Origin of the sequence: Paracoccus yeei ATCC BAA-599 (assembly GCF_000622145.1) — a bacterium.
In the GTDB taxonomy this organism is placed as follows: domain Bacteria; phylum Pseudomonadota; class Alphaproteobacteria; order Rhodobacterales; family Rhodobacteraceae; genus Paracoccus; species Paracoccus yeei.
Genome location: NZ_JHWH01000018.1, coordinates 55,778 through 77,376 on the forward strand (window position 1 = coordinate 55,778; position 21,599 = coordinate 77,376).

At 67.2% G+C, this 21,599-nt stretch carries 20 protein-coding genes and 1 tRNA gene; 6 read left to right on the forward strand and 15 right to left on the reverse strand.

The features are described 5' to 3' along the window. The first annotated feature begins 10 nt into the window (after positions 1-10). The 3 genes from coaE (at position 11) to BU28_RS0111345 (ending at position 2,267) form a co-directional block, all read left to right on the forward strand. A complete protein-coding gene (gene coaE, locus BU28_RS0111335) occupies positions 11-607 on the forward strand; it encodes a dephospho-CoA kinase (protein ID WP_028719589.1) in 597 nt (198 codons plus the stop codon). Next, positions 600-1,313: a DNA polymerase III subunit epsilon gene (gene dnaQ, locus BU28_RS0111340; RefSeq protein WP_028719590.1), complete on the forward strand. Its 714-nt coding sequence runs from the start codon at positions 600-602 to the stop codon at positions 1,311-1,313. Before coaE ends, dnaQ begins: the two co-directional genes overlap by 8 nt. A gap of 78 nt (positions 1,314-1,391) precedes the next feature. After that, positions 1,392-2,267: a YihY/virulence factor BrkB family protein gene (locus tag BU28_RS0111345; protein WP_028719591.1), complete on the forward strand. Its 876-nt coding sequence runs from the start codon at positions 1,392-1,394 to the stop codon at positions 2,265-2,267. Between the two features lie 33 nt (positions 2,268-2,300). Here BU28_RS0111345 and BU28_RS0111350 read toward each other — a convergent pair whose 3' ends face one another. The 3 genes from BU28_RS0111350 to BU28_RS0111360 are packed head-to-tail and all read right to left on the reverse strand — an operon-like array spanning position 2,301 to position 4,858. Further along, on the reverse strand, positions 2,301-4,091 hold the full coding sequence (locus BU28_RS0111350; protein ID WP_028719592.1) for a sensor histidine kinase: 1,791 nt from the start codon (positions 4,089-4,091) through the stop codon (positions 2,301-2,303). A gap of 12 nt (positions 4,092-4,103) precedes the next feature. Next, on the reverse strand, positions 4,104-4,694 hold the full coding sequence (locus BU28_RS0111355) for an RNA polymerase sigma factor (RefSeq protein WP_028719593.1): 591 nt from the start codon (positions 4,692-4,694) through the stop codon (positions 4,104-4,106). Continuing rightward, entirely contained in the window at positions 4,691-4,858 is a 168-nt protein-coding gene (locus BU28_RS0111360; protein WP_028719594.1) for a NepR family anti-sigma factor, read from the reverse strand. The genes BU28_RS0111355 and BU28_RS0111360 overlap by 4 nt, the downstream gene beginning before the upstream one ends. Before the next feature lie 94 nt (positions 4,859-4,952). Here BU28_RS0111360 and BU28_RS0111365 point away from each other — a divergent pair, with 94 nt between their 5' ends. Then, positions 4,953-5,756 carry a response regulator gene (locus BU28_RS0111365; protein WP_028719595.1) on the forward strand — a complete coding sequence of 268 codons (804 nt, stop codon included), beginning with the start codon at positions 4,953-4,955 and terminating at the stop codon, positions 5,754-5,756. 102 nt (positions 5,757-5,858) lie between these two features. Here BU28_RS0111365 and BU28_RS0111370 read toward each other — a convergent pair whose 3' ends face one another. The 12 genes from BU28_RS0111370 to BU28_RS0111420 form a co-directional block, all read right to left on the reverse strand. Beyond that, positions 5,859-6,806 carry an NAD(P)H-dependent flavin oxidoreductase gene (locus BU28_RS0111370; RefSeq protein WP_028719596.1) on the reverse strand — a complete coding sequence of 316 codons (948 nt, stop codon included), beginning with the start codon at positions 6,804-6,806 and terminating at the stop codon, positions 5,859-5,861. A gap of 67 nt (positions 6,807-6,873) precedes the next feature. Next, positions 6,874-7,926 carry an aldo/keto reductase gene (locus tag BU28_RS0111375; protein ID WP_028719597.1) on the reverse strand — a complete coding sequence of 351 codons (1,053 nt, stop codon included), beginning with the start codon at positions 7,924-7,926 and terminating at the stop codon, positions 6,874-6,876. 17 nt (positions 7,927-7,943) lie between these two features. Continuing rightward, positions 7,944-8,039: transfer RNA gene (locus BU28_RS25445), tRNA-Sec, on the reverse strand. Between the two features lie 55 nt (positions 8,040-8,094). After that, positions 8,095-10,008, reverse strand: a complete 1,914-nt coding sequence (gene selB / locus BU28_RS0111380; protein WP_028719598.1) for a selenocysteine-specific translation elongation factor — start codon at positions 10,006-10,008, stop codon at positions 8,095-8,097. Next, the gene (gene selA, locus BU28_RS0111385) at positions 10,005-11,336 is read right to left on the reverse strand and encodes an L-seryl-tRNA(Sec) selenium transferase (RefSeq protein WP_028719599.1); all 1,332 of its coding nucleotides are present in this window, start codon (positions 11,334-11,336) and stop codon (positions 10,005-10,007) included. The genes selB and selA overlap by 4 nt, the downstream gene beginning before the upstream one ends. Beyond that, positions 11,336-12,241 carry a formate dehydrogenase accessory protein FdhE gene (gene fdhE / locus BU28_RS0111390; protein ID WP_036762712.1) on the reverse strand — a complete coding sequence of 302 codons (906 nt, stop codon included), beginning with the start codon at positions 12,239-12,241 and terminating at the stop codon, positions 11,336-11,338. The genes selA and fdhE overlap by 1 nt, the downstream gene beginning before the upstream one ends. Before the next feature lie 42 nt (positions 12,242-12,283). Continuing rightward, entirely contained in the window at positions 12,284-12,973 is a 690-nt protein-coding gene (locus BU28_RS0111395) for a formate dehydrogenase subunit gamma (RefSeq protein ID WP_088239214.1), read from the reverse strand. Further along, a complete protein-coding gene (gene fdxH, locus BU28_RS0111400) occupies positions 12,973-13,962 on the reverse strand; it encodes a formate dehydrogenase subunit beta (RefSeq protein ID WP_028719602.1) in 990 nt (329 codons plus the stop codon). Before fdxH ends, BU28_RS0111395 begins: the two co-directional genes overlap by 1 nt. After that, positions 13,959-16,430, reverse strand: a complete 2,472-nt coding sequence (fdnG, locus tag BU28_RS0111405; protein ID WP_198944977.1) for a formate dehydrogenase-N subunit alpha — start codon at positions 16,428-16,430, stop codon at positions 13,959-13,961. The genes fdxH and fdnG overlap by 4 nt, the downstream gene beginning before the upstream one ends. 12 nt (positions 16,431-16,442) lie before the next feature. Beyond that, a complete protein-coding gene (locus BU28_RS26905) occupies positions 16,443-17,042 on the reverse strand; it encodes a twin-arginine translocation signal domain-containing protein (RefSeq protein ID WP_088239213.1) in 600 nt (199 codons plus the stop codon). A 141-nt stretch (positions 17,043-17,183) separates the two neighbouring features. Next, a complete protein-coding gene (locus BU28_RS0111415; protein WP_051578136.1) occupies positions 17,184-18,260 on the reverse strand; it encodes an FAD-binding oxidoreductase in 1,077 nt (358 codons plus the stop codon). Continuing rightward, on the reverse strand, positions 18,260-19,498 hold the full coding sequence (locus BU28_RS0111420) for an aromatic ring-hydroxylating oxygenase subunit alpha (protein ID WP_028719606.1): 1,239 nt from the start codon (positions 19,496-19,498) through the stop codon (positions 18,260-18,262). The genes BU28_RS0111415 and BU28_RS0111420 overlap by 1 nt, the downstream gene beginning before the upstream one ends. A gap of 191 nt (positions 19,499-19,689) precedes the next feature. Between BU28_RS0111420 and BU28_RS0111425 the strand changes: the two genes are divergently transcribed. Together BU28_RS0111425 and hemJ are read left to right on the forward strand one after the other, a co-directional pair. Then, on the forward strand, positions 19,690-20,667 hold the full coding sequence (locus BU28_RS0111425) for a TAXI family TRAP transporter solute-binding subunit (RefSeq protein ID WP_028719607.1): 978 nt from the start codon (positions 19,690-19,692) through the stop codon (positions 20,665-20,667). 406 nt (positions 20,668-21,073) lie between these two features. Further along, entirely contained in the window at positions 21,074-21,520 is a 447-nt protein-coding gene (hemJ, locus tag BU28_RS0111430; protein WP_028719608.1) for a protoporphyrinogen oxidase HemJ, read from the forward strand. Positions 21,521-21,599 lie beyond the last annotated feature (79 nt).

Below are 21,599 nucleotides of genomic sequence, written 5' to 3' on the forward strand. Positions count from 1 at the left end.
GGTGTCGGGCATGAGTTACCGGCTGGGCCTGACCGGCGGCATCGGCATGGGGAAATCGACCGCCGCCGCCATGTTCCGCGACCTGGGTCATCCGGTCTGGGACGCGGATGCGGCGGTGCACGGGCTTTATGCGCCGGGGGGCGCCGCCGTGGGCCCGGTCGGCGCGGCATTCCCCGGCGTGGTCGCGGGCGGCGCGGTGGACCGCGCGGCCCTGAAGGCGGAACTGGCGCGCGATCCGGGCGGCTTTGCCCGGCTGGAGGCGATCGTGCATCCGCTGGTCGCGGCCGACCGGGCCGCCTTCGTCGCGGCGCACGGGGACGCGCCCATCGTGGTGCTGGACATCCCGCTGCTTTACGAAAAGGGCTATCAGGCCGAGATGGACGGGGTGGCCGTGGTCTCGGCCCCCGCGGCGGTGCAGCGCGCGCGGGTGCTGGCGCGGCCGGGCATGGACGAGGCGACGCTGGGGCTGATCCTGGCGCGGCAGATGCCCGATGCCGACAAGCGACGCCTGGCGGACTGGGTGATCCCCTCGGGAACGCTCGAGGGCGCGCGCGCGGCGATCATGGACATCTGCGCCGCGATCATGGCAAAACGCCCCCATGCGTGAGATCGTCCTGGATACCGAAACCACCGGCTTCGACCCCGAGACCGGCGACCGCATCGTCGAGATCGGCGCGGTCGAATTGTGGAACCACCTGCCCACGGGCCGGACCTATCATGTCTACATCAACCCCGAACGGCCGATGCCGCAGGCCGCCTTCGAGGTGCACGGCCTGGGCGACGAGTTCCTGAAGGACAAGCCGGTCTTTGCCGAGATCGCGGCGGGCTTTGTCGAATTCGCCGGCGACGACGCCAAGCTGGTGATCCACAACGCCGCCTTCGACATGAAATTCCTGAACTGGGAACTGCAGCGCGCGGGCTTTCCGGCGATGCCCTGGTCGCGGGCCGTCGATACGCTGGAAATCGCGCGGATGCAGTTCCCGGGGGCGCAGAACTCGCTGGATGCGCTGTGCCGGCGGTTCCGGGTCGACAACTCGAACCGGACGCTGCACGGGGCGCTTCTGGACAGCGAGCTGCTGGCCGAGGTCTATCTGGCGCTGCGCGGCGGGCGCCAGCCGGGGCTGGTGCTGGAAACGGCGGGGATGGGCGCGGGCGGCACGGGGCCCGGCGGCACCGCCCTGCCGCGCCCGCCCCGGCCGCGTCCGCTGCCCCCGCGCCTGACCGAGGCCGAGGTGGCCGCCCACGCGGCCTTCGTCGCTAAGCTGGGGGACAAGGCGGTGTGGCTGCGCTACAGCGCGGCGGAAAACGCCTGACCACGCGGCAGGCCGGGGTGGCGGCGGCAGGCGTTTTGCCGCAGGATCGGGGGACCACGAGGCAGAAAGGACGGCTCTTTGATCCAGGATATGTGGCAGTTCCTCATGGCGCTGTTCGAGCGTATGGACAAGATCCACATGAGCCTGATCGCGGCGGGCGTGGCCTTTTACGCGATGTTCGCGGTGTTTCCGGGGCTGGCGGCGCTGTTTGCGCTGTGGGGCCTGTGGTACGACCCCCACCTGATCGAGCAATACGTCCACGCCACCGACGAGTTCATCCCGGCGGGCGCGGCCGACATCATCTATGGCCAGATCAATTCGCTGATCGCGGCGGGGCGCACGCAGCTGGGCTGGACCACGGCGATTTCCTTCCTGATCGCCACCATCTCGGCGCGCGCCGGGGTCGATGCGCTGGTGCGCGGGCTGAACGCGGCCTATGGCGTGCGGTCCCATTCGACGATCATGGGGTTCCTGCTGGCCTATGTGCTGACGCTGGTGATCGTGGGCGTGGTGCTGATGGGGCTGGCCACCATCATCGTGGTGCCCATCGCCTTCAACTTCCTGCCCGATGTCGCGCTGCGGCGCTGGCTGCTGAGTTCGCTGCCCTGGGTTGCGATCTTCGTCATCGTGCAGGTGGTCATCGGCATCATGTACCGCTATGGCCCGAACGTGAAGACGCCGCGCACCCCGGTCTTTACCTGGGGATCGCTGTTCGCGGCGATGGCCTGGGCGCTCGCGTCCTACGGGTTCGCGGTCTATCTGAACAACTTCAACAGCTACAACCGGATCTACGGCTCGATCGGGGCGGTGATCGCGCTGCTGATGTGGTTCTATCTGGGCGGCTTCTCGGTGATGCTCGGCGCGCTCATCAACCTTGAGATGGGGCGCAGGCGCCGGGTCGTCGCGGCGCGGGCGCTGCGCGCGGCGGCCAAGGCGGAGCAGGAGAAGGGCTGACCGCGTCCCCTGCCCCCGCAGGGCCCCGGACGGTCAGTGCCGCGACCCCGGCCGCGCGGCCGAGGTCAGGACGACATTTCCCGGCGGCGGCGCCGCAGTGCTGCGCTTCTGCAAGGGCTCGACCCGGAAATGCAGGCGCAGGGTGAACTGGCCCTCGTCCTCGTCAAGCTCTGCCGTGCCTTCCAGCTGGGCGGCGAAGGCGTCGATCAGCTGGCTGCCGAGCCCCGTGCCGGGCGCGCCGCGCCGCGCCCCGCCGATGGAATTGCGCACCTCGAGCAGGGCACGGTCGGGGCCTTCGGAACAAAGCGTCACCTGCACCCAGGGCTGCGCGCCGGGTTCGGGCGCGCCGGCGTATTTCAGCGCATTGGTGAAGGCCTCGGTCGCCAGAAGCGACAGCGGCACCGCCTGGTCGGGCATCAGGACCAGCGGCTCCAGCCGGGTCTCGATGCGCAGATGCGCGGTCGGCTCCAGCGAAGCCTGGGTCATCTGGGTGATGATGTCGCTGACCAGCCGGTCGGCATCGACCGAATCCAGATGCTCGGCCTGGTAGAGGTTGCGGTAGATCGTCGCGAGCGAGGCCACCCGGTCCTGGACCGAGCGCAGCACCTGGCGCGCGTCGTCGTGCTGGATCATCCGGCTTTGCATGTTGATGATCGAGGCGATCAGCTGCAGGTTGTTCTTGACCCGGTGATGGACCTCTTTCAGCAGGACGGTCTTTTCCTGGACGGCGGCCTCCATCGCCTCTTCGTCGCGGATCAGGATGCGGGCCATGTTGTGGAAGGTCTGGCTCATGTCCTCGATCTCGGCCGGGGCGTCGACCAGGACGGGCGGCGGGGCCGAGCGGTCGCCGATGGCGAAGCGCCGCATCTGGCTGCGCAATTCGCGGATGTGGCGCAGGACGAGCCGATAGACCGCGAAATAGGCCACCCCCAGCGAGGCCGCCCACAGGATCAGCGGCAGCACCAGCGCGGTGCGCGTGGTCAGGTCGATGCCGGCGATGCCGGATTCGCGGCGGGTCCACGAGCCCAGCGCATAGACCAGGCCCGGCACCACGGGAACCACGCTGAACACGCGCTTTTCGCCGCTGGCGGTGCGGTCGGTGAAGGTCGTCTCGCTGCGCGCCAGAAGCGCGGGCAGCGCGATCCCGGTGGGCAGAAGCTCGACCACGTTGCCGGTGCTGTTTTCGTCGCGCGACAGCAGCTCGCCCTGGCTGTTGAAGGTCAGGATGCGCGCGTCATCCCCGCCCAGGCCCGCGATATGGGCCGACCGCAGCATGTCGCGCGACATCGAGACGGCGATATAACCCAGCATCTCGGCCCCGCGGTAAAGCGGCTGGATCACGGCGATGGTGGTTTCGGCCGAGGTCGCGCCCATGCGGCTGTTGGCGATGAGCGTACCCGGGCTTTCGACGAACAGCCGGTGCGCGGGGTCCTGCGACAGATCCTGCGGACCGGGAACCGAGGAACATTCGGTCGTCCCGTCGAGCCGCGTGAAGCCGGCATAGGAAAAGTTCACCGTGCGCTGGACCACGCCCCGCATGATGTCGGAACAGGGCTGCGGCTGGTCGAGCATTTCCAGCACGGCCGGGCCCAGCGCGTCCGCCGTGCCGAGCGCGCTTTGCAAGAGCGCCCGTTCCCCGGCCGCCGCCGTCGCCGTGCGCCCCAGAAGCGCGATTTCCGACGAGCGTTCGTATTCGCGCGACAGATGCAGCGTCTGGATGACCGAAATGAGGCCGATGGGCAGGATCGCCACCGACAGAAGCCCACCCAGGCGAAAACCGAGTCCCTTCGGGAACTCGCTTTTCTCCAGCATGCGGCGAAGCATGTCGCCGGTTCCTCAGCGCATGATGGGAGAGTTCTGGGCCATCACGGCAAGAGTGGCACGATCGGTCATCTCAAGTTCCTCGCCTTCTTCAAGCTGCAGCAACTCGGCCAGGCGGCGGCGTCCGCGGTTGGCCCGGGACTTAACCGTGCCCACGGCCACGCCGGTCATGCCGGCGGCCTCTTCATAGGAAAAGCCCGAGGCGCCCACAAGGATCAGCGCCTCGCGCTGTTCGTCTGGAAGCTTTTCGAAGGCGGCGCGGAAATCGTTCAGCGCAAGGCGGCCGTCGTGTTCGGGGCGGGTCGCCTGGCGGGCGGCATGGATGCCGTCGGTGTCGCTGACCTCGCGCCGGGTCTTGCGGCGGCCGGAATAGAAGGTGTTGCGCAGGATGGTGAACAGCCAAGCCCGCAGGTTCGTGCCAGGCTGGAACTTGTCGATATGGGTCCATGCCTTGACGATGGTGTCCTGCACCAGGTCGTCGGCCGAGGCGCCTTCGCGGGTCAGCGACAGCGCAAAGGCACGAAGCGCCGGCAGATGGTCCACCAGTTCGTTCCGCGGGTCGGCATGGTCCGAAGGGGCGCGTGCCGCCTTGGCGTTACGGGTCATGCCGGGTTCCCTTGATCGAAACCGTTGTCTCGAAGCTTTTCCAGAAGCTCCAGGAACTTGTCCGGAATCTGCTGGGTTGCGTCCTGTTCGTAGACCCGCTTGAGGTTCTCGTCGATCTGCTGTTCGATGGCGGCCCGCCTGCGTTCCTCACGCTTGCTGTTCATTTTTTGGTTATTCCCGAAATTCTTGTGCGCACACGATGCAACGGTTACCTATCATTGCGAGTTCCATTGTGACCAACACTTTTCGAGGGACAAGATGACCGCAGCAGATCTCGCACAATCCATCCGCCGGGAGCTGCCCTATCTGCGCCGCTATGCGCGCGCTTTGACCGGCAGCCAGACCGCTGGCGACAATTACGCGGTGGCCACTTTGGAAGCCATCCTGAGCGACCGCAGCCTCATGGACACCGAGGACACGCGCATCGGTCTGTTCCGCACCTTCCATGCCATCTGGCAAAGCTCGGGCCAGCCGGTCGAGCAGGAAAGCCAGACCCCGCAGGAGGCCCGCGCCCAGGCGCATCTGCGCGGCCTGACCCCCAATTCGCGCGAGGCGCTGCTTTTGCGCACGATTGAGGAGCTGCGCTATGAGCAGATCGCCACGATCATGCAGATCGACCAGGACGAGGCCGAGGAGCTGGTCCAGATCGCGATGACCGAGATGTCGAATTCGATGGCCGGCAAGGTCATGGTGATCGAGGACGAGACCATCATCGCCATGGACCTGAAGGGCATCGTCCAGTCGATGGGCCATGACGTGACCGGCATCGCGCGCACCCATTCCGCCGCGGTGGAACTGGCGCATGGCAAGCGGCCGGACCTGATCCTGGCCGACATCCAGCTGGCGGACGGCTCGTCGGGGATCGACGCGGTGAACGAATTGCTGCGCGACATGGGGGATATTCCGGTGATCTTCATCACCGCCTTCCCCGAGCGGCTGCTGACCGGCGAGCGGCCGGAGCCGGCCTTCCTGATCTCGAAGCCCTATACCGAGGAGCAGGTTCGTTCGGCGGTAAGCCAGGCGATGTTCTTTTCCTCGACCGAGGGGCTGACGGCGGCCTGATCCGCCGCCGCCTGATCCCTCGCGGGCGCGCGGATTGCATCGCCGCAGGGGTATTTGGAAAACGGTGAAGGCCGGGGCGTTGCGCGCGCGCCCCGGCCTTTTTCACAGAGCGGCGCGGGCCTCGGCGTATTCGGCGGCCAGCTGGTCAATCAGTTCGGCGGCCGTGCGGACGGCGTGGACGGCGCCGATCCCCTGCCCCGCGCCCCAGATCCGGCTCCAGGCCTTGGCCTTGCCGAAGTCCATGGTCGAGGGATCGGCGCTGCCGAGCGCGGCGGGGTCGAGGCCGGCGTTCCTGATCGAGGGCGCGAGGTAGTTGCCCGCCACCCCGGTGAAGAGGGTCGAGTTCACGATGTCCTCGGCCCCGCAATCGACGATCATCTGCTTGTAGCCTTCGGGGGCGTTCGCCTCGGCCGTGGCGATGAAGGGGCTGCCGATATAGGCGAGATCGGCCCCCATGGCACGCGCCGCCAGCACGGCGCGGCCCGTGGCGATGGCGCCCGACAGCAGCAGCGGACCCTGGAACCAGGCGCGGATTTCCTGGATCAGGGCAAAGGGCGATTGCTGGCCGGCGTGGCCCCCTGCCCCGGCGGCGACCGCGATCAGCCCGTCGGCGCCCTTGTCGATCGCCTTGCGCGCGAAGCTGTTCGAGATCACGTCATGCAGCACGATGCCGCCACAGTCATGGGCTGCGGCGTTCACCTCAGGGCGCGCGCCCAGGCTGGTGATCCAGATCGGCACGCGATGGCGGTGGCAGATCTCGATGTCGCGTTCCAGCCGGGCGTTCGAGCGATGCACGATCTGATTGACGGCAAAGGGCGCGGCCGGGCGGTCGGGGTTTTCCTGGTTGTGGCGGTCGAGTTCCTGCGCGATGCGGGTCAGCCAGGCGTCGAGCAGCGGCGGCTCGCCGTGGCTTTCGCGGGCGTTCAGCGCCGGGAAGCTGCCGACGATGCCGGCCTTGCATTGCGCGATGACCAGGTCCGGCCCCGAGACGATGAACATGGGCGAGGCCACGACCGGCAGGCGCAGGCCGGCAAGAACGGGGGGCAGCATGACGATCCTCCTTTGGCTGGCGGGCAGGTTGCACGGCCCGCGCTGCAAGGCAAAGGTTTCGTCGCGTTCAATAGGGCAGCGGATGGTCGCGGTGCAGCCGGTCGATGCGGCGCAGCGCATCCGGGGTCAGGACCAGATCCAACCCCCGAAGCAGGTGGTCCAGCTGGTCGCAGGTCGTGGCGCCGATGATCGGGATGCAGGCGAAGGGCCGCTGCCGGGTGAAGGCAATGGCCATGTGGATGGGGTCGAGCCCGAGTTCGGCCGCCAGCGCGTACCAGGCCGCGACCGCCGCCGCCGCGCGCGGGGTGCGCCGCCCGCCCAGGTCGCCCGATCCGCCCGCGGCACGATCCACCGCCGCGCGGCTGCCGTCGGGTTCTCCTTCGGCGTATTTGCCGGTCAGAAGCCCGGCGGCCAGCGGCGAATAGGCCAGCAGGGTGACGTTTTCGTTCGCCGCGACCTCGGCCATGTCGGTGTCGTAAAGCCGGTGGAGCAGCGAATATTCGTTCTGGACCGAGACGACGCGCGGCCCGCCCAGCCGTTCGGCCGTGTCGATCCAGCGCAGGGTGCCCCAGGCGGATTCGTTCGACAGGCCGAAGGCGCGGATCTTGCCGGCCTGCCGTGCCTGCTTAAGCGCCTCGATCATGCCGGCCATGTGGTCGAGCGTGCGCTGGCGGTCCTGTTTCGACGGATCGTAGCGCCAGTTCTGCCGGAAGGCGTAGGAGCCCCGCACCGGCCAGTGCAGCTGGTACAGGTCGATGCAATCCGTTCCCAGCCGCCTGAGCGAGCGGTTGATGATGTCGCCGATGGTCGAACCGTCATAGCCTTCGGGGCGGACCTTGTCGCTGGGTCCGGTGGCCTTGGTCGCGATCTGCACCCGGTCGCGGTTTCCCCGGAGGGCCAGCCAGGCACCCAGAATTTCCTCGCTGCGGCCGACGGTCTCGCGCCGCACGGGGTTCACGGGATACATCTCGGCCGTATCGAGAAAGCCGATCCCGGCATCCAGCGCCATGTCGAGCTGCCGGTGCGCCTCGTCCCGGGCGGTCTGGTTTCCGAATGTCATGGTCCCCAGCGACACCGCGCTGACCATGACCTCGCTGCCGCCGAGCCTGACCCGTTCCATCCCGCACCCCGTGTTCATGGCGGAAGAGAATGGGAGTCGAACCCACCCGGGACAGGCCTGCTGCCCCAACCGGATTTGAAGTCCGGCCGCCCCACCGGGGACGATTCTCTTCCATCGCGGCCCTGGTTAAGCCATCCGCGGGCGGGCAACAACACGGGCGGTTATCCGCTACGCGCCCTGCCCCGGTCCGTCCGCCTCGCCGAACAGGTCGATGCGGTGCGGGTTGATGCGACGAAGGTCGCCGCGGCGCAAGGTCAGGCCGTGGCGGTCGAAGAAATCCAAGATCTGGATCGCGACCTTGCGCCCGTTCTGCACCCGGTCGCGAAAGGCGGGGGCGGTGAACCAGTCGTTGCCGGGGCCGGCCAGGTCGCGGATGATCGCCACCATCTCGCGCGTGGTGGCGCGGGCGAAGAAATGGTCATGCGCGATCTGGTCGATCCGGCCCTGGCGCGCGGCCATGCGCAGGATGCGGCGGACCTCGGCCTCCTCGGCGGCGAACTCGGTCGCGAAATCGCGGGTGCGGGGCGGGCGAAAGCGGTCCTCGCCCGACAGGCGGGGCAGGATGCGGGCCAGCATCGCCTCGTCCTCGGGGGACAGGCGCGGCAGGTGGCCGGGCAGGCGGACGAAGGCACCGTCCAGGGCGATGCGGCCGGCCTCGGCGTCGTGGCGCAGGAAGGCGGTGAAATCGGGGCGCGACAGGCGCGGGTCGAGCGCCAGGCGCAGCTTTTCGCGGCCGATGCCCTGCAGGTCGGCGTTGTCGCGGTGAAAGGCGTCCAGCGCTTCGGCCATCTGGCGGCGCAGGCCGTCCAGCGCCGCCGGGGTGCTGACCAGGCGGGTGCCGGGGATCAGAGCGGTCGCCGGGGTTTCCAGACCGGCGGCGGACAGCGCGCGGTCGCGGGCGAAGGCGTCCAGATCGACCGGCGCCAGCGCCGCCAGCGCCCGAAGCGCGGCCAGGGGATCCGGCAGAGCGGCGGCGCGCAGGGCGGCCAGACGCTCGGGCCGGGCGCGGCGGCGGGCGGGGGCGCGCAGGTCGATCAGCCGGCCGCCGCCGATGGTGCGCCGGGCCGACACGTCCCGCAGGATGAAGCGTTCCCCGAAGCTCGCGGCAAGCGGACGGTCGAGCACCAGTTGGGCAAGCGCCGTTTCGCCCGGCGCGATGGCCCCTTCGAGCGGCACGATGCGGGCCCCGGTTTCCGCTGCGCCCAGGTGCAGGCGGGCGGGGAACCAGGTCGCCAGCGCCTTGGGTTCGGTCGCGAGCACGCGCAGTTCGACATCGATGCGGTCGGTCGGCGCGTGCAGGTCCGGGTCCAGCGCCACGTCGCCGCGATGAATGGCCTCGCGCGCGGGGCCAGCCAGGTTCAGCGCGCAGCGCTGGCCGGCGCTGCCGGTCGGGGCGGGGCGGTTCTGGGCATGGATCGCGCGCACCCGGGCCGGGATGCCCTGGGGTGAAAGCAGCACCTGGTCCCCGACCGAGACCCGGCCCGAAAGCACGGTGCCTGTCACGACCGTGCCCGCGCCCGACAGGGTAAAGCTGCGGTCGATGGCCATGCGGAAACGGGCGGCGTCGGCGGGGCGGACGGTCCGGGCCTCGGCCGCCGCCAGGGCGTTGCGCAGGGCGTCGACCCCGACGCCGGTCAGCGCCGAGACCGGCAGGACGGGCGCCCCGGCCAGGCCGGTACCCGCCAGCAGCGCGGAAACCTGGGCCGAAAGCTCGGCGATCCGCGCGGGCGTGGCAAGGTCGGCCTTCGTCAGCGCCACGATGCCGTGGGACACGCCCAGCAGATCCAGGATCGCCAGGTGCTCGCGCGTCTGCGGCATGATGCCGTCGTCGGCGGCCACGACCAGCAGCGCCATGTCGATGCCGCCGGCGCCGGCCAGCATGGTATGGACGAATTTCTCGTGCCCCGGCACGTCGACAAAGCCGGTGACGACACCGCCGCCCAGGTCGGCATAGGCAAAGCCCAGTTCGATGGTGATGCCGCGGGCCTTTTCCTCGGCCAGGCGGTCGGCGTCGACGCCGGTCAGCGCCTTGACCAGCGCGGTCTTGCCGTGGTCGATGTGGCCCGCGGTCCCGACGATCATGCCAGGGCGTTCAGCAGCGCCGCGTCGTCGGGCAGGCAGCGCAGGTCCAGGATCAGCGCGCCGTCGTGGATGCGGCCAATGATCGGGGTTTTCAGCGACCGTAGCCGGGCTGCCAGCGCCTCGGGCGCGGGGGTCAGGGCAAGGCCCGCGCTGGGGATGGTGTCCGTGGGCAACGCGCCCGAGCCGATCTGGCTGGCGCAGGGGACGACTGCCGCCGCGCAGCCCAGAGCCTGCGCCACCTGCGGGGCCAGGCGTTTGGCCTGGGCGCGGATCTCGGCCTCGGGGCGCGACAGCAGGCGCAGGGTCGGCAGGCGTTCGGCCAGCGTGTCGGGGTCGCGGTACAGCCGCAGCGTCGCCTCGGTCGCGGCAATGCGGATCTTGTCCAGCCGCAGGGCGCGTTTCAGCGGGTTCTTGTTGATGGCGGCGATGATGTCGCGGCGGCCTACGATGAAACCCGCCTGCGGTCCGCCCAGCAGCTTGTCGCCAGAAAACGTCACCACGTCGGCGCCTTCGGCCACCGCCTCGGCCACGGTGGGCTCGGGCGCAAGGCCCCAGGATCGCAGATCGACCAGCGTGCCCGAGCCGAGGTCGTTGACCAGGGGCAGGCCCGCGTCATGCGCGATCCGGGCAAGATCCGGGGCGGGCACCTCGGCCGTAAAGCCCTCGATCCGATAATTCGAGGTATGCACCTTCATCAGCAGGGCGGTGTCGGGGCCGATGGCTTCGCGGTAGTCGCGGGGATGGGTGCGGTTGGTGGTGCCGACCTCGCGCAGGGTGCAGCCCGCCTGTTCCATGATCGCGGGCATGCGAAAGGCGCCGCCGATCTCGATCAGCTCGCCGCGCGACAGGACTGCCTCGCGCCCCCGGGCCAGGGTGTTCAGGACGATCAGCACGGCGGCGGCGTTGTTGTTGACGACGGTGGCGTCCTCGGCCCCCGTCAGTTCGCACAGAAGGCCGCGCAGGTGGCTGTCGCGTTCGCCGCGCCCGCCGCTGCCGAGGTCGAATTCCAGCGCCGCGGGCGCGCGCATCGCGTCCAGCGCCGCCGCGATGGCGTGATCGGCCAGCACGGCGCGGCCCAGGTTGGTGTGCAGGACGGTGCCGGTCAGGTTCAGGACCGGCCGCAGCGCCGAGCGGGCCGCGGCGTCCAGCGCGCGGGCCGCGGCCTTCAGGATCGCGCCGGCATCGGGCAGGGAATGGGGCCGGTCCTGACGGATCGCGGCCAGTTCCGCGCGCAGCGCCTGTGTCGCCAGGGCCCGGCCGTGGGCCGCGACCAGCGCATCGGCCTGCGCCAGCAGCCGGTCGACCGAGGGCAGGGCGCGCAGGTCCATCAGTACCCTGCCAGGAACGGGTTATAGCCGCCCCGGACCCAGTCCGTGTCCCGCATCATCAGGTCCAAGCCAAGGCTCGCCACATCGTCCGCGACCGCTTCCAGCGTGGGGTTCTTGTTCTGGTACAGGATCTTGACCCATTTGCCACATTCGCGGCAGATCTCGGCCTTGACGGCGGCGTCCTCGACCTCGACCGAGCGATAGGTGATGCCCTTGGTCGAGCCGCAGCAGGTGCATTTCACCCGCACCTCGTTCCAGAGCGTCTGGCAGGTGGCGCAGGAACAATAGCGCGCGCCTTCGGCGCCGATGTTTTCCGTGACCAGGCTGGCCACGGGCCTTCCGCCGCAAGCCGGGCAGGTGCCGATGCCGACGGGCACCAGCCGGTCGGCCTGCAGCCCCGAGGCGGCCAGCGCGGCATGGACCTGCAGGGCCGCCGCCGCGAACAGGTGCGGGGCCACGCTGTCGGCGGGTATGGTGCCCGCCAGCACGTTCTCCAGCACCCAGTCGCGGTCCGAGGGCGTCGCGTCCCGCAGCGCGTCCAGCGCCAGCCGCGCGGGCTGCGGCATGTCGATGGGGCCCAACCGCTCCAGCAGCCGGTCGAGCGTTCGGGCAAGGCCCGCGCGCAGGTCGGACGGCCCCAGCGGCGGCATGGCGGCGCTTCGGGCCTGTTGCAGGCGTTCGGCCGAGGGAAGATCGGGGGCCGGAAGCTGCGCCGCGACCTGGGCCTGGGCGTCACAGATCGCCGTCAGGAAACGCAGATACGGGCCCAGGTTCGGGTTGTGCCCGGCCAGAAACGCCAGGCGTTCGGACCGGGTGCGGAACAGGGCCGGAGGGTCGGGCAGGCGGGCCAGCGGAACCTTGGCCACGCCGCCGATCATCGAGGGGTCGGGTTTGACGGTCGTCATCTTATCCTTGGGGCCGAACCGGCCACTGTCCTTGGGCCGGACCTACTCTGCCGGGCCCCGGCCGCTGCGTCCAGCCAGTTCGCGCAGCCATTTGCGGTGGTGACGCCAGGCCCAGCCGCCGGTCACCGTGCCGCGCGTCATCGCCCGCAGGGTGCCCCGCGTCCAGATCGCCGCATAGACATGCAGGATGAAGACCAGCGTGATGCCGACCGCCGCCAGCGAATGGACGAGCACCGCCCAGCGGCGGGTCTGGATGCTGACGAGATGGCCGAAGAACTGTTCCCAGATCATGATGCCGGTGACGATCAGCACCACGATCAGCACCGACATCCCCCAGAAGACGAACTTCTGCCCGGGGTTGTATTTCCCCATCTCGGGCAGTTTCTCCTCTTCTCCCTTCACCACCTCGCCGATCTGGCTGACCCAGGTGCGATCCTCGGGCTTGGGCAGGTTCAGGCGCCACAGCTGGGCGAACAGGATGAAAAAGCTAAAGAACAGCAGCACGCCAACGAAGGGGTGCAGCCAGCGTGTGGTCTGGCCGCCGCCGAACAGCCCCGTCAGAAAGTAAAGCGAGGGGTGAAACAGCGCCATGCCCGACAGCAGCAGCGCGATCAGGCTGACCGCCGTCACCCAGTGGTTCGCCCGGGTGAAGCCGCGATAGCGGCTGACCAGGACGGGCCGGGTGCTTTCGATCCGGTCGCCCGCTTCGGAATAATAAAGACGGTCCCGCATCATGCCCCCTTGCCTGGCGATGTGGTCGAGCCCTGCACCAGTTCCTCGGCCTCATGCTCTTCCTGGGCGCTGACCTTGTTGGCGCGGCCCAGAAGTCCGTGCAGGACCGAGCCGACCGCGGCTGCCCCGATCACCGCAAGGCCCAGCGTCTTGGTGAATCCCTTCCAGCCCTCGACCACCGGCGAGATGCGGGGATTTTCCGGCAGGCCGGAGTACAGCCCCGGCTGGTCGGCATGGTGCAGCACATAGAACACATGCGTGCCGCCCACGCCTTCGGGATCATAGATGCCAGCATTGTCATAGCCGCGCGATTTGAGGTCCGCGACCCGTTCCTCGGCATGGGCGACCATGTCCTCCTTGGTGCCGAAGACGATGGCCTGGGTGGGGCAGGCCTTGGCGCAAGCCGGCCCCTGCCCGACCGCCACCCGGTCCGAGCACAGCGTGCATTTGTAGCTGACATGGGTTTTCTGGCTGACGCGCGGGATGTTGAACGGGCAGCCCGTCACGCAATAGCCGCAGCCGATGCAGTTCTCGTGGATGAAATCCACGATGCCGTTCGTGTACTGCACGATGGCGCCGGGGGCCGGGCAGGCCTTCAGGCAGCCCGGATCGGCGCAATGCATGCAGCCGTCCTTGCGGATCAGCCATTCCAGATCGCCGCTGTCGGGGTTCTCGTATTCGGTGAACCGCATCAGGGTGAACATGTCGGGCGTCAGGTCGTGGGGGTTCTGATACATGCCCACGTTGTGCTCGATCTCGGGGACGGTGTCGTTCCACTCGGCGCAGGCCGACTGGCAGGCCTTGCAGCCGATGCATTTGCTGACGTCGATCAGCTTGGCGACGGGCGTCAGCTGGCGCGTCGGCGGCGCCAGGTCCGGCATGGCCGAGGCGCGGACGACATCGCCCGCCCCCAGGTTGGCCGGCATCGGCTGGACCGGAGGATTGGCCACAGCCGTCCGCGGGCTGTCGAGGTTCGGGTCCATGGTCATGACACGGCCTCCCCGGTCGCGGGTTCGATATTGACAAGGAACGCCTTGAACTCCGGCGTTTCCACGTTTGCGTCACCGACGAAGGGCGTCAGGCTGTTCGGCCCCCAGCCCTTGCGCGCCGCGCCCACAAACCCCCAGTGCAGCGGGATGCCCACCACATGGACCAGCTTGTCGCCGCATTGCAGCGGGCGGATGCGCTTGGTCACCAGCGCCTTGGCCTTGATCGAGCCGCGCTTGGACCAGACCCGCACCCAGCCGCCCCGGGTGATGCCCCGTTCGGCCGCCAGTTCCTCGCTGATCTCGACGAAGAATTCGGGCTGAAGCGCGGCATTGATGCGGTTGTTCTTGGTCCAGTAGTGGAAATGCTCGGTCAACCGATAGGAGGTGGCGACAAAGGGGAATTCGTCGCTGGTGCCGAATTGCTCGGCATCGTCGACAAAGACCCGCGCCACCGGGTTGCCCCGCATCCGGGCGTTGAACGGGTTGGCGATGGGGCTTTCAAAGGGCTCCATATGCGTCGGGAAGGGACCGTCGCGCATCATGCCCCGGGTAAACAGGCGCGAGACGCCTTCCTGGTTCATGATGAAGGGACCGATCTCGTCCGGCCTGGCGGTGGGGGCGATGTCGGGAATGTCGTAGCCCGTCCATTTCTCGCCGTTCCATTCCATCAGCTTGCGCGAGGGGTCCCAGGGCTTGCCCTGCATGTCCGCCGAGGCCCGGTTGTACAGGATCCGGCGGTTCAGCGGCCAGCTGTAGGTCCAGTTCAGATACATGCCGGTGTCGTCGGGATCGGTGTTGTCCCGCCGCGCCATCATGTTGCCTTCCTCGGTCCAGCAGCCCGAGAAGATCCAGCAGCCGCCCATGGTCGAGCCATCGTCGCGATACTGGCTGAAGTTCACCAGCTGCTTGCCGGCCGGCGTCAGCAGCTTGGTGGTGTCCTTGAGGTCATAGACGTCGCGCAGCGCGCGGCCGTTCATTTCCTTGGCCAGTTCCTCGGCGGTGGGTTCGTTCGGATCGGCATAGTCCCAGGTCAGGTTCAGGATCGGATCGGGGAAGATCCCGCCCTCGTCCTGATAAAGCTTCTTCACCCGCAGGAAGATCTGCGACATGATCCAGGTGTCGCGCCTTGCCTGGCCCGGGGGCGTGCCCGCCGCCCAGTGCCATTGCAGCCAGCGCCCCGAGTTCACCAGCGAGCCGTCGTCTTCGGCAAAGCAGGTGGTCGGCAGCTGGATCACCTCGGTCTGGATCGAGGCGGTGTCCACGTCGTTGTGTTCGCCGTGGTTTTCCCAGAACCGGGCGGTTTCGGTCTCCAGCGGGTCCATGATGACCAGAAGCTTGAGCTTGCTCAGGGCCTCGGTCAGCTTGGCGCGGTTCGGGAAGGCCAGCAGGGGGTTGAAGCCCTGGCAGAAATAGTTGGTGATCTGCCCGGCCTTCATCAGCTCGAACATGCGCAGGATGTCATAGGTGGGCACGTCGAGCTTGGGCAGGTAGTGATAGGCCCAGTCGTTTTCGACCCTGGCGGCATCGCCCCACATGGCCTTCATGAAGCTGACCATGAACTTGGGATAGTTCTGCCAGTAGCTGGTCTGACCCGGCCGCAAGGGCTTGAAGTTCCGGCTGGACATGTAGGTCGCCCAGTCGGCTTCCTTTTCCGTGGGCATGTTCAGATAGCCCGGGATCAGGTTCGACATCAGCCCGATGTCGGTCAGGCCCTGGATGTTGGAATGCCCGCGCAAGGCGTTCATGCCGCCGCCCCGGACGCCGATGTTGCCCAGGATCAGCTGCAGCATGGCCATGCCGCGGATGTTCTGCGCGCCCTTGGCATGCTGCGTCCAGCCAAGCGCATACATCGAGGTCATGGTCTTGTCGGGCGCCGAACATTCGCCGATCATCTGCGCGATCTTCAGGAAGCGGTCGCTGGGGGTGCCGCAGACCTGTTCGACCAGTTCGGGCGTATAGCGCGAGACGTGTTCCTTGAGCAGGTTCCAGACGCAGCGCGGGTTCTGCAGCGCCATGTCGACCTGGGCAAAGCCGTCATCGCCAATGACATAATCCCAGCTGGACTTGTCATAGTCGCGCTTTTCCGGGTCGTAGCCGGAAAACAGCCCCTCGCTCCAGCCGAACTCGTCCTTCACGATGAAGGCCGCGTTGGTGAAGTTCTTGACGTATTCCCACTGGACCTTGTCGTTCTGGATCATCCAGTTGATGAGCGCCATCAGGAAGGTGATGTCGGACCCCGGCCGGATCGGCGCGTAATAGTCGGACACGGAGGCCGTGCGCGTGAACCTCGGGTCCACGACGATCAGCTTGGCGCCGCGATGCGCCTTGGCCTCGGTCACCCATTTGAAGCCGCAGGGATGGGCTTCGGCGGCGTTGCCGCCCATGACGATCACCAGGTCGGTGTTCTTGATGTCAGTCCATGGATTGGTCATCGCTCCACGGCCAAAGGTCGGGCCCAAACTGGACACCGTGGGGCCGTGTCAAACGCGCGCCTGGTTGTCGAAACCGACGATTCCCATGGACCGGACCGTCTTGTAGGTCAGCCAGGCCGTTTCGTTCGTGGTGGCCGACGCGGCCAGAAATCCGGTCGTCGTCCAGCGGTTGACCGTGACGCCCGCGTCATTGGTCAGGACCATGTTCGCGTCGCGGTCGTCCTTGAGCGCGCGGGCGATCTTGTCCAGGGCGTCGTCCCAGCTGATCTCCTCGAACCCGGCGGCGCCGGGGCGGCGGATGCAGGGCGTGGTCAGGCGGGTTTCGGAATGAACGATGTCCTTCAGCGCCGCGCCCTTGGGGCACAGCGTGCCGCGGTTCGTCGGGTGGTCGGCATCGCCCTCGATATGGGTGATGACCGCCTGTTCGCCGGCCGCCACATCACCCTTGGAATAGATCAGGATGCCGCAGGCGACCGAGCAATAGGTGCAGGTGTTGCGTGTCTCGGTGGTCGAGGCCAGCTTGAAGGCGCGCACATGCGCCTGTTCCGCTGCCTCGGCATCGCCGAAGCCCAAGGCCCCCAGCGACGTCGCCGCGACACCCGCACCCGCAATTTTCAGGAAACTGCGGCGTGAGAGGTCGATGTTCATCAAACCCTCCTTTTGCCTGTCGTATAGATAGGTATGAGCGAAGATTGGCCCGGTATGGCAGTCCTGTCAAGCGAACGGACGCCGAAGGGGCGGGTTCCGAAACCCGCCCCCCGATCTTGAAAACGGCCTTCTGATCGCCGCTCAGACCTCGACGGCAATGGCGCCGATGGGGTGCGAACAGCAGGCCAGGATATAGCCTTCCTCGATGTCCTCGTCGGTGATGCCGCCATTGTGAACCATGTGCACCTCGCCCGAGGTCTTCTTGATCCTGCAGGTGCCGCAAAGGCCGAAGGTGCAACCCGAGGGGATGTTCAGGCCATTGGCCTTGGCCACCGCCAGGACGGTGTCGGTCTCGGCGCATTTCGCCGTAATGCCCGAAGCGGCGAAGGTGATCTGGGCGGCGCTGTCCTCGTCGGGGACCACATCGTCCAGGACGGGGGCATCGGCCTCGTTGCGGATGGGCGCGCCGAAGCTTTCCTGGTGATAGCGGTCCATGTCATAGCCAAGCGCGATCAGCATGTCGCGCACCGCCTGCATGAAGGGCTCGGGGCCGCAGCAGAAGACCTCGCGTTCCAGGTAATCGGGCGCCATCAGGCCCAGCATGATCTGGTTCAGGCGGCCGCGATAGCCGTGCCAGGTGCGGAACGGGTCCGATTCCTCGACCGTGAAGCGCAGCTGCAGGCCGGGCACCCGGTCGGCCATGCCTTCCAGCCGCTGGCGAAAGATGATCTCGCTGGGCGCGCGGGCGGCATGGACGAAGACGATGTCCGGCATCTCGCCCGAATCCCAGGCCCAGGTGGTCATCGACATCATCGGCGTGATGCCCGACCCGGCCGAGATCATCAGGTATTTCGGCGCCTCGTGGCGCAGAAAGCTGAAGATGCCGGCGGGCCCGAAGGCTTTCAGCCGCATGCCGGGGCGCAGGTGATCCAGCATCCAGCGCGTGCCGATGCTGCCCATCTGCGCCTTGACCGTGACCGAGATCGACAGCGGCCGCGACGGGCTGGAACTGATCGTGTAGGTCCGCTGCACGTTCCCGCCCGGCACCGGCAGGTCCAGCGTGATGAACTGGCCCGGCTGATAATCGAACCAGGCCCCCGACGGTGCACGGAAGGTGAAGGTGGCGGTGTCCGATGTCTCGGGCACCACCATCGCGCATTCCAGCAACTCGTCGTCCTTCCACGGCTTGTCGCCGAATGCCTTGACCAGAACCGCCATTATTCGGCCGCCATGGCCGGGCTGGGGGTCAGGTGCTTTTGCATGTGCCGCACATACCAGTCGACGAAGTGGATCACGCCTTCCTCCTGCGTGGGGGAATAGGGCCCGGGCTGATAGGCGGGCGACAGGATGCCCTTCTGGTTTTCCTCGACCACGCGGCGATCCTCGTCATTGGTGGCGAGCCACACCTCGGTCAGGGTTTTCAGGTCGTAATCCTTGCCCTCGACAGCGTCCTTGTGGACCAGCCACTTGCTGGTCACCTCGGTTTCGGTCGGGCTGATCGGCAGCAGGCGGAACACGATGGCGTGGTCGGGCAGGAAGTGGTTCCAGCTGGACGGGAAGTGATAGAACATCAGGCTGCCCGCGTCGTTCCAGGGCATGGTGCCCATGCGGCGCGCGACGGCCGCCTTGGTCGACATGGTGAAGCTTTCGGCATTGTCCAGCAGCGGAACCCGCGCCAGACGCCACTGCATGTCGGCCTGGTTCACGAAACGCGCGGGCACGCCCGCCTTGTCGCAGCGGTCCCAATGGGCCAGGATTTCCGGCGAGGCGGCGTTCGGCCCCTCCATCACCGTCATCAGCGGGTTGTCGGAATAGGTCCGGCAGAGCGAGGGGTGGCTGCCGCCGCAGTGATAGCATTCGCGGTTGTTCTCGATCACCAGCTTCCAGTTGCCGTTCTCGATGATGGTCGAGGAGAAGGCCACCTTGGCATCCGCCAGGCCCGAGGGCGCCAGATAGGGGATCAGGTTCTTGCCCAGTTCGGCGATCGAGGGCGGCACCTCGGCCAGGCAGACAAAGACCATGCCATTCAGGTCGACGCAATGCACCGGCTTGAGCCCGAACTTGGACGCATCGAAGTCGTCGCCCATGTCGCGGGCGTAAAGCAGCTTGCCGTCCAGTTCGTAGGTCCACTGGTGATAGGGGCAGACCAGCTTGGCGGTCGAGCCGCTGGGCTTGGAACACAGCCGCTGGCCGCGATGCCGGCAGACGTTGTGGAAGGCGCGGATCTTGCCGTCGCCGCCGCGCACGATCAGCACCGGATAGGCGCCAACCTGCATCGTCGCGTAGTTGCCGGTCTTGGGAATTTCGCAGGCCGGGATGGCGAACAGCCATTCCTTGTACCAGATCTGTTCCAGATCGTTCTGGAACACGCCTTCGTCGCAGTAAAGATCGCGGCTCAGCGAATATTTCGGCTGCCGATTGGCAAGCTGGGACAGGATTTCCGCGGGGTTCAGCATGGCTTGATTCCGGTGGCTGGGGTGGAGGGGCTTCCTGATCCGAGATTTGCACCCCTTTGGCGGATCGCAATCCGACAAATGCGACATTCAGACGACGGAAACGGACCCCGGTGACCGGCCCATGCATTTGTGCCGAACGGTGCTGGCCTTGTGCTAGGCTGATCGGGCGCCAAGAAGACAGGAGCGGAACGATGTTGATGCGGTTTCTGGCAGCGACCATCGCCCTGGCCATGGTCTGCATTCCAGCCCCCCGGGCCGAGGAACTGCGCTTTTTTCGCATCGCAACGGCCGCGACGGGCGGCACCTATTATCCAGTCGGGGCCCTGATCGCCACGGCGATTTCGGCGCCGCCCGGCTCGCGCCCCTGCGCGCAGGGCGGGCCCTGCGGGGTGCCGGGGCTGATCGCCTCGGCCATCGCCAGCGAAGGTTCGGTCGCAAACGTCGCGGCCATCCAGGAGAACCGGGTCGAATCCGGCCTGGTTCAGGGCGACGTGGCAGCGCTGGCGCAGATGGGCGCGGCACCCGACCTGCGCGCGATCGCCGCGCTTTATACCGAGGCGATTCATGTGGTGACGCGGCGGGACGCTGGAATCGCAACCATCGGCGACCTGCGCGGCAAACGGGTTTCCGTGGACATGGCGGGTTCGGGCACGATGGTGGATGCGGGGATCATCCTGGCGGCTGCCGGTCTGGCGCCGGGCGATTTCACGGAAGCAAGGCTGAGCGCGTCCGATGCCGCCCGCGCCCTGTCCAGGAACGAACTGGACGCCTTCTTCTTTGTCGGCGGCTACCCCGCCCCCGCCATCGCTGAACTGGTTGGCCAGGTCGAGATATCCCTGCTGCCGATTCCGGTGGAACTGGCGCGCCAGGTTGCGCAGGATCATCCGTTCCTGTCCGAAAGCACCATCCCGCCCGGCACCTATCAGGGACAGGGCGAGGCTATGCCCACGTTGTCCGTGGCCGCCATCTGGGCGACCTCGGCCCGCCAGTCCGACGACCTGATCCTGTCGATCACCCGCGCCTTGTGGAGCGAGCCCTCGGCCCGGCTGCTGCGCACGGGCCGTCCGATGGGCCGCGCCATCGAGCGGTCCCATGCGCTGGAGGGGCTGGGAATCCCCCTGCATCCCGGCGCCGCGCAGTTCTATCGCGAGATCGGGATGCTGGACTGAGGCCTTGGCCCCAAACTTGCGCATAAGCCTGTGGACAAGAACCCGCGACTCAGGGGGCGGGACGTGTGCGGGAATCGGGGCCTGCGCAGAGCCTGTGGACGAGCCCCTGGAACGGCTGGCGAACGAAGGCGGGTTTTCCACATGTCGACAAGCCCATCGGCCTTCTCCACACGCTGTGGACAACAAAAGTTCTCACAAACTTATCCACAGGTTGGATAAAACCATATTTATGTTTTTAAACGGAAATTTCAGGTCGTGCTGCGAGAGCGCATTTTTTTCCACATTCCTCGTTGCGGTGGAATTCTGGCGTGGAACATTGATTTCCCGTTATGCACAGGGCCTACCACTACATCATCCTTCTTTATCTTTACCTATTTTTTTGAAAGGAGAGAGGGCGGAGGCGCCCATGACCGATCTGCTCGCCCAGGCCTATCCCTGGATCAAAGCCCTGCACATCATGGCGGTGATTTCCTGGATGGCGGGACTGTTCTATCTGCCGCGCCTGTTCGTCTATCACGCCGAGCGCGGCCGCACGGGGACCGAGCCTGCGGCCTCGCTGGCGATCATGGAGGAAAAGCTGCTGCGGCTGATCATGAATCCGGCGATGATCGTGACCTGGATCGCCGGCCTGCTGCTGGTCCTAACCCCTGGAATCGTTGATTTTTCACAGGTCTGGCCTTGGACCAAGGGCGCGGCCGTGCTGGCGATGACCGGGTTTCACATGTGGCTTGCGCGTCAGCGCCGGGCTTTGTCCGAGGGCCGCGGAGCGAACGGCCGGACCTATCGGATGATGAACGAGGTTCCGACCCTGCTGATGGTCGTGATCGTGCTTTCGGTGATCCTGAGGTTCTGAGAATTGACTCAGGGGCCATTTCTTCCTATGTGACAGCCGTCCGCCGTCCGGTGGTCTTTTCCGCACACAGATTGACGCG

Bases quoted from the DNA above. Each gene is read 5' to 3' on its own strand.
- coaE (WP_028719589.1), top strand. From the start codon at position 11: ATGAGTTACCGGCTGGGCCTGACCGGCGGCATCGGCATGGGGAAATCG.
- dnaQ (WP_028719590.1), top strand. From the start codon at position 600: ATGCGTGAGATCGTCCTGGATACCGAAACCACCGGCTTCGACCCCGAG.
- BU28_RS0111350 (WP_028719592.1), bottom strand. From the start codon at position 4,091: ATGCTTCGCCGCATGCTGGAGAAAAGCGAGTTCCCGAAGGGACTCGGT.
- BU28_RS0111355 (WP_028719593.1), bottom strand. From the start codon at position 4,694: ATGACCCGTAACGCCAAGGCGGCACGCGCCCCTTCGGACCATGCCGAC.
- BU28_RS0111360 (WP_028719594.1), bottom strand. From the start codon at position 4,858: ATGAACAGCAAGCGTGAGGAACGCAGGCGGGCCGCCATCGAACAGCAG.
- BU28_RS0111365 (WP_028719595.1), top strand. From the start codon at position 4,953: ATGACCGCAGCAGATCTCGCACAATCCATCCGCCGGGAGCTGCCCTAT.
- BU28_RS0111370 (WP_028719596.1), bottom strand. From the start codon at position 6,806: ATGCTGCCCCCCGTTCTTGCCGGCCTGCGCCTGCCGGTCGTGGCCTCG.
- BU28_RS0111375 (WP_028719597.1), bottom strand. From the start codon at position 7,926: ATGGAACGGGTCAGGCTCGGCGGCAGCGAGGTCATGGTCAGCGCGGTG.
- selB (WP_028719598.1), bottom strand. From the start codon at position 10,008: ATGATCGTCGGGACCGCGGGCCACATCGACCACGGCAAGACCGCGCTG.
- selA (WP_028719599.1), bottom strand. From the start codon at position 11,336: ATGGACCTGCGCGCCCTGCCCTCGGTCGACCGGCTGCTGGCGCAGGCC.
- fdhE (WP_036762712.1), bottom strand. From the start codon at position 12,241: ATGACGACCGTCAAACCCGACCCCTCGATGATCGGCGGCGTGGCCAAG.
- BU28_RS0111395 (WP_088239214.1), bottom strand. From the start codon at position 12,973: ATGCGGGACCGTCTTTATTATTCCGAAGCGGGCGACCGGATCGAAAGC.
- fdxH (WP_028719602.1), bottom strand. From the start codon at position 13,962: ATGACCATGGACCCGAACCTCGACAGCCCGCGGACGGCTGTGGCCAAT.
- BU28_RS26905 (WP_088239213.1), bottom strand. From the start codon at position 17,042: ATGAACATCGACCTCTCACGCCGCAGTTTCCTGAAAATTGCGGGTGCG.
- BU28_RS0111415 (WP_051578136.1), bottom strand. From the start codon at position 18,260: ATGGCGGTTCTGGTCAAGGCATTCGGCGACAAGCCGTGGAAGGACGAC.
- BU28_RS0111420 (WP_028719606.1), bottom strand. From the start codon at position 19,498: ATGCTGAACCCCGCGGAAATCCTGTCCCAGCTTGCCAATCGGCAGCCG.
- BU28_RS0111425 (WP_028719607.1), top strand. From the start codon at position 19,690: ATGTTGATGCGGTTTCTGGCAGCGACCATCGCCCTGGCCATGGTCTGC.
- hemJ (WP_028719608.1), top strand. From the start codon at position 21,074: ATGACCGATCTGCTCGCCCAGGCCTATCCCTGGATCAAAGCCCTGCAC.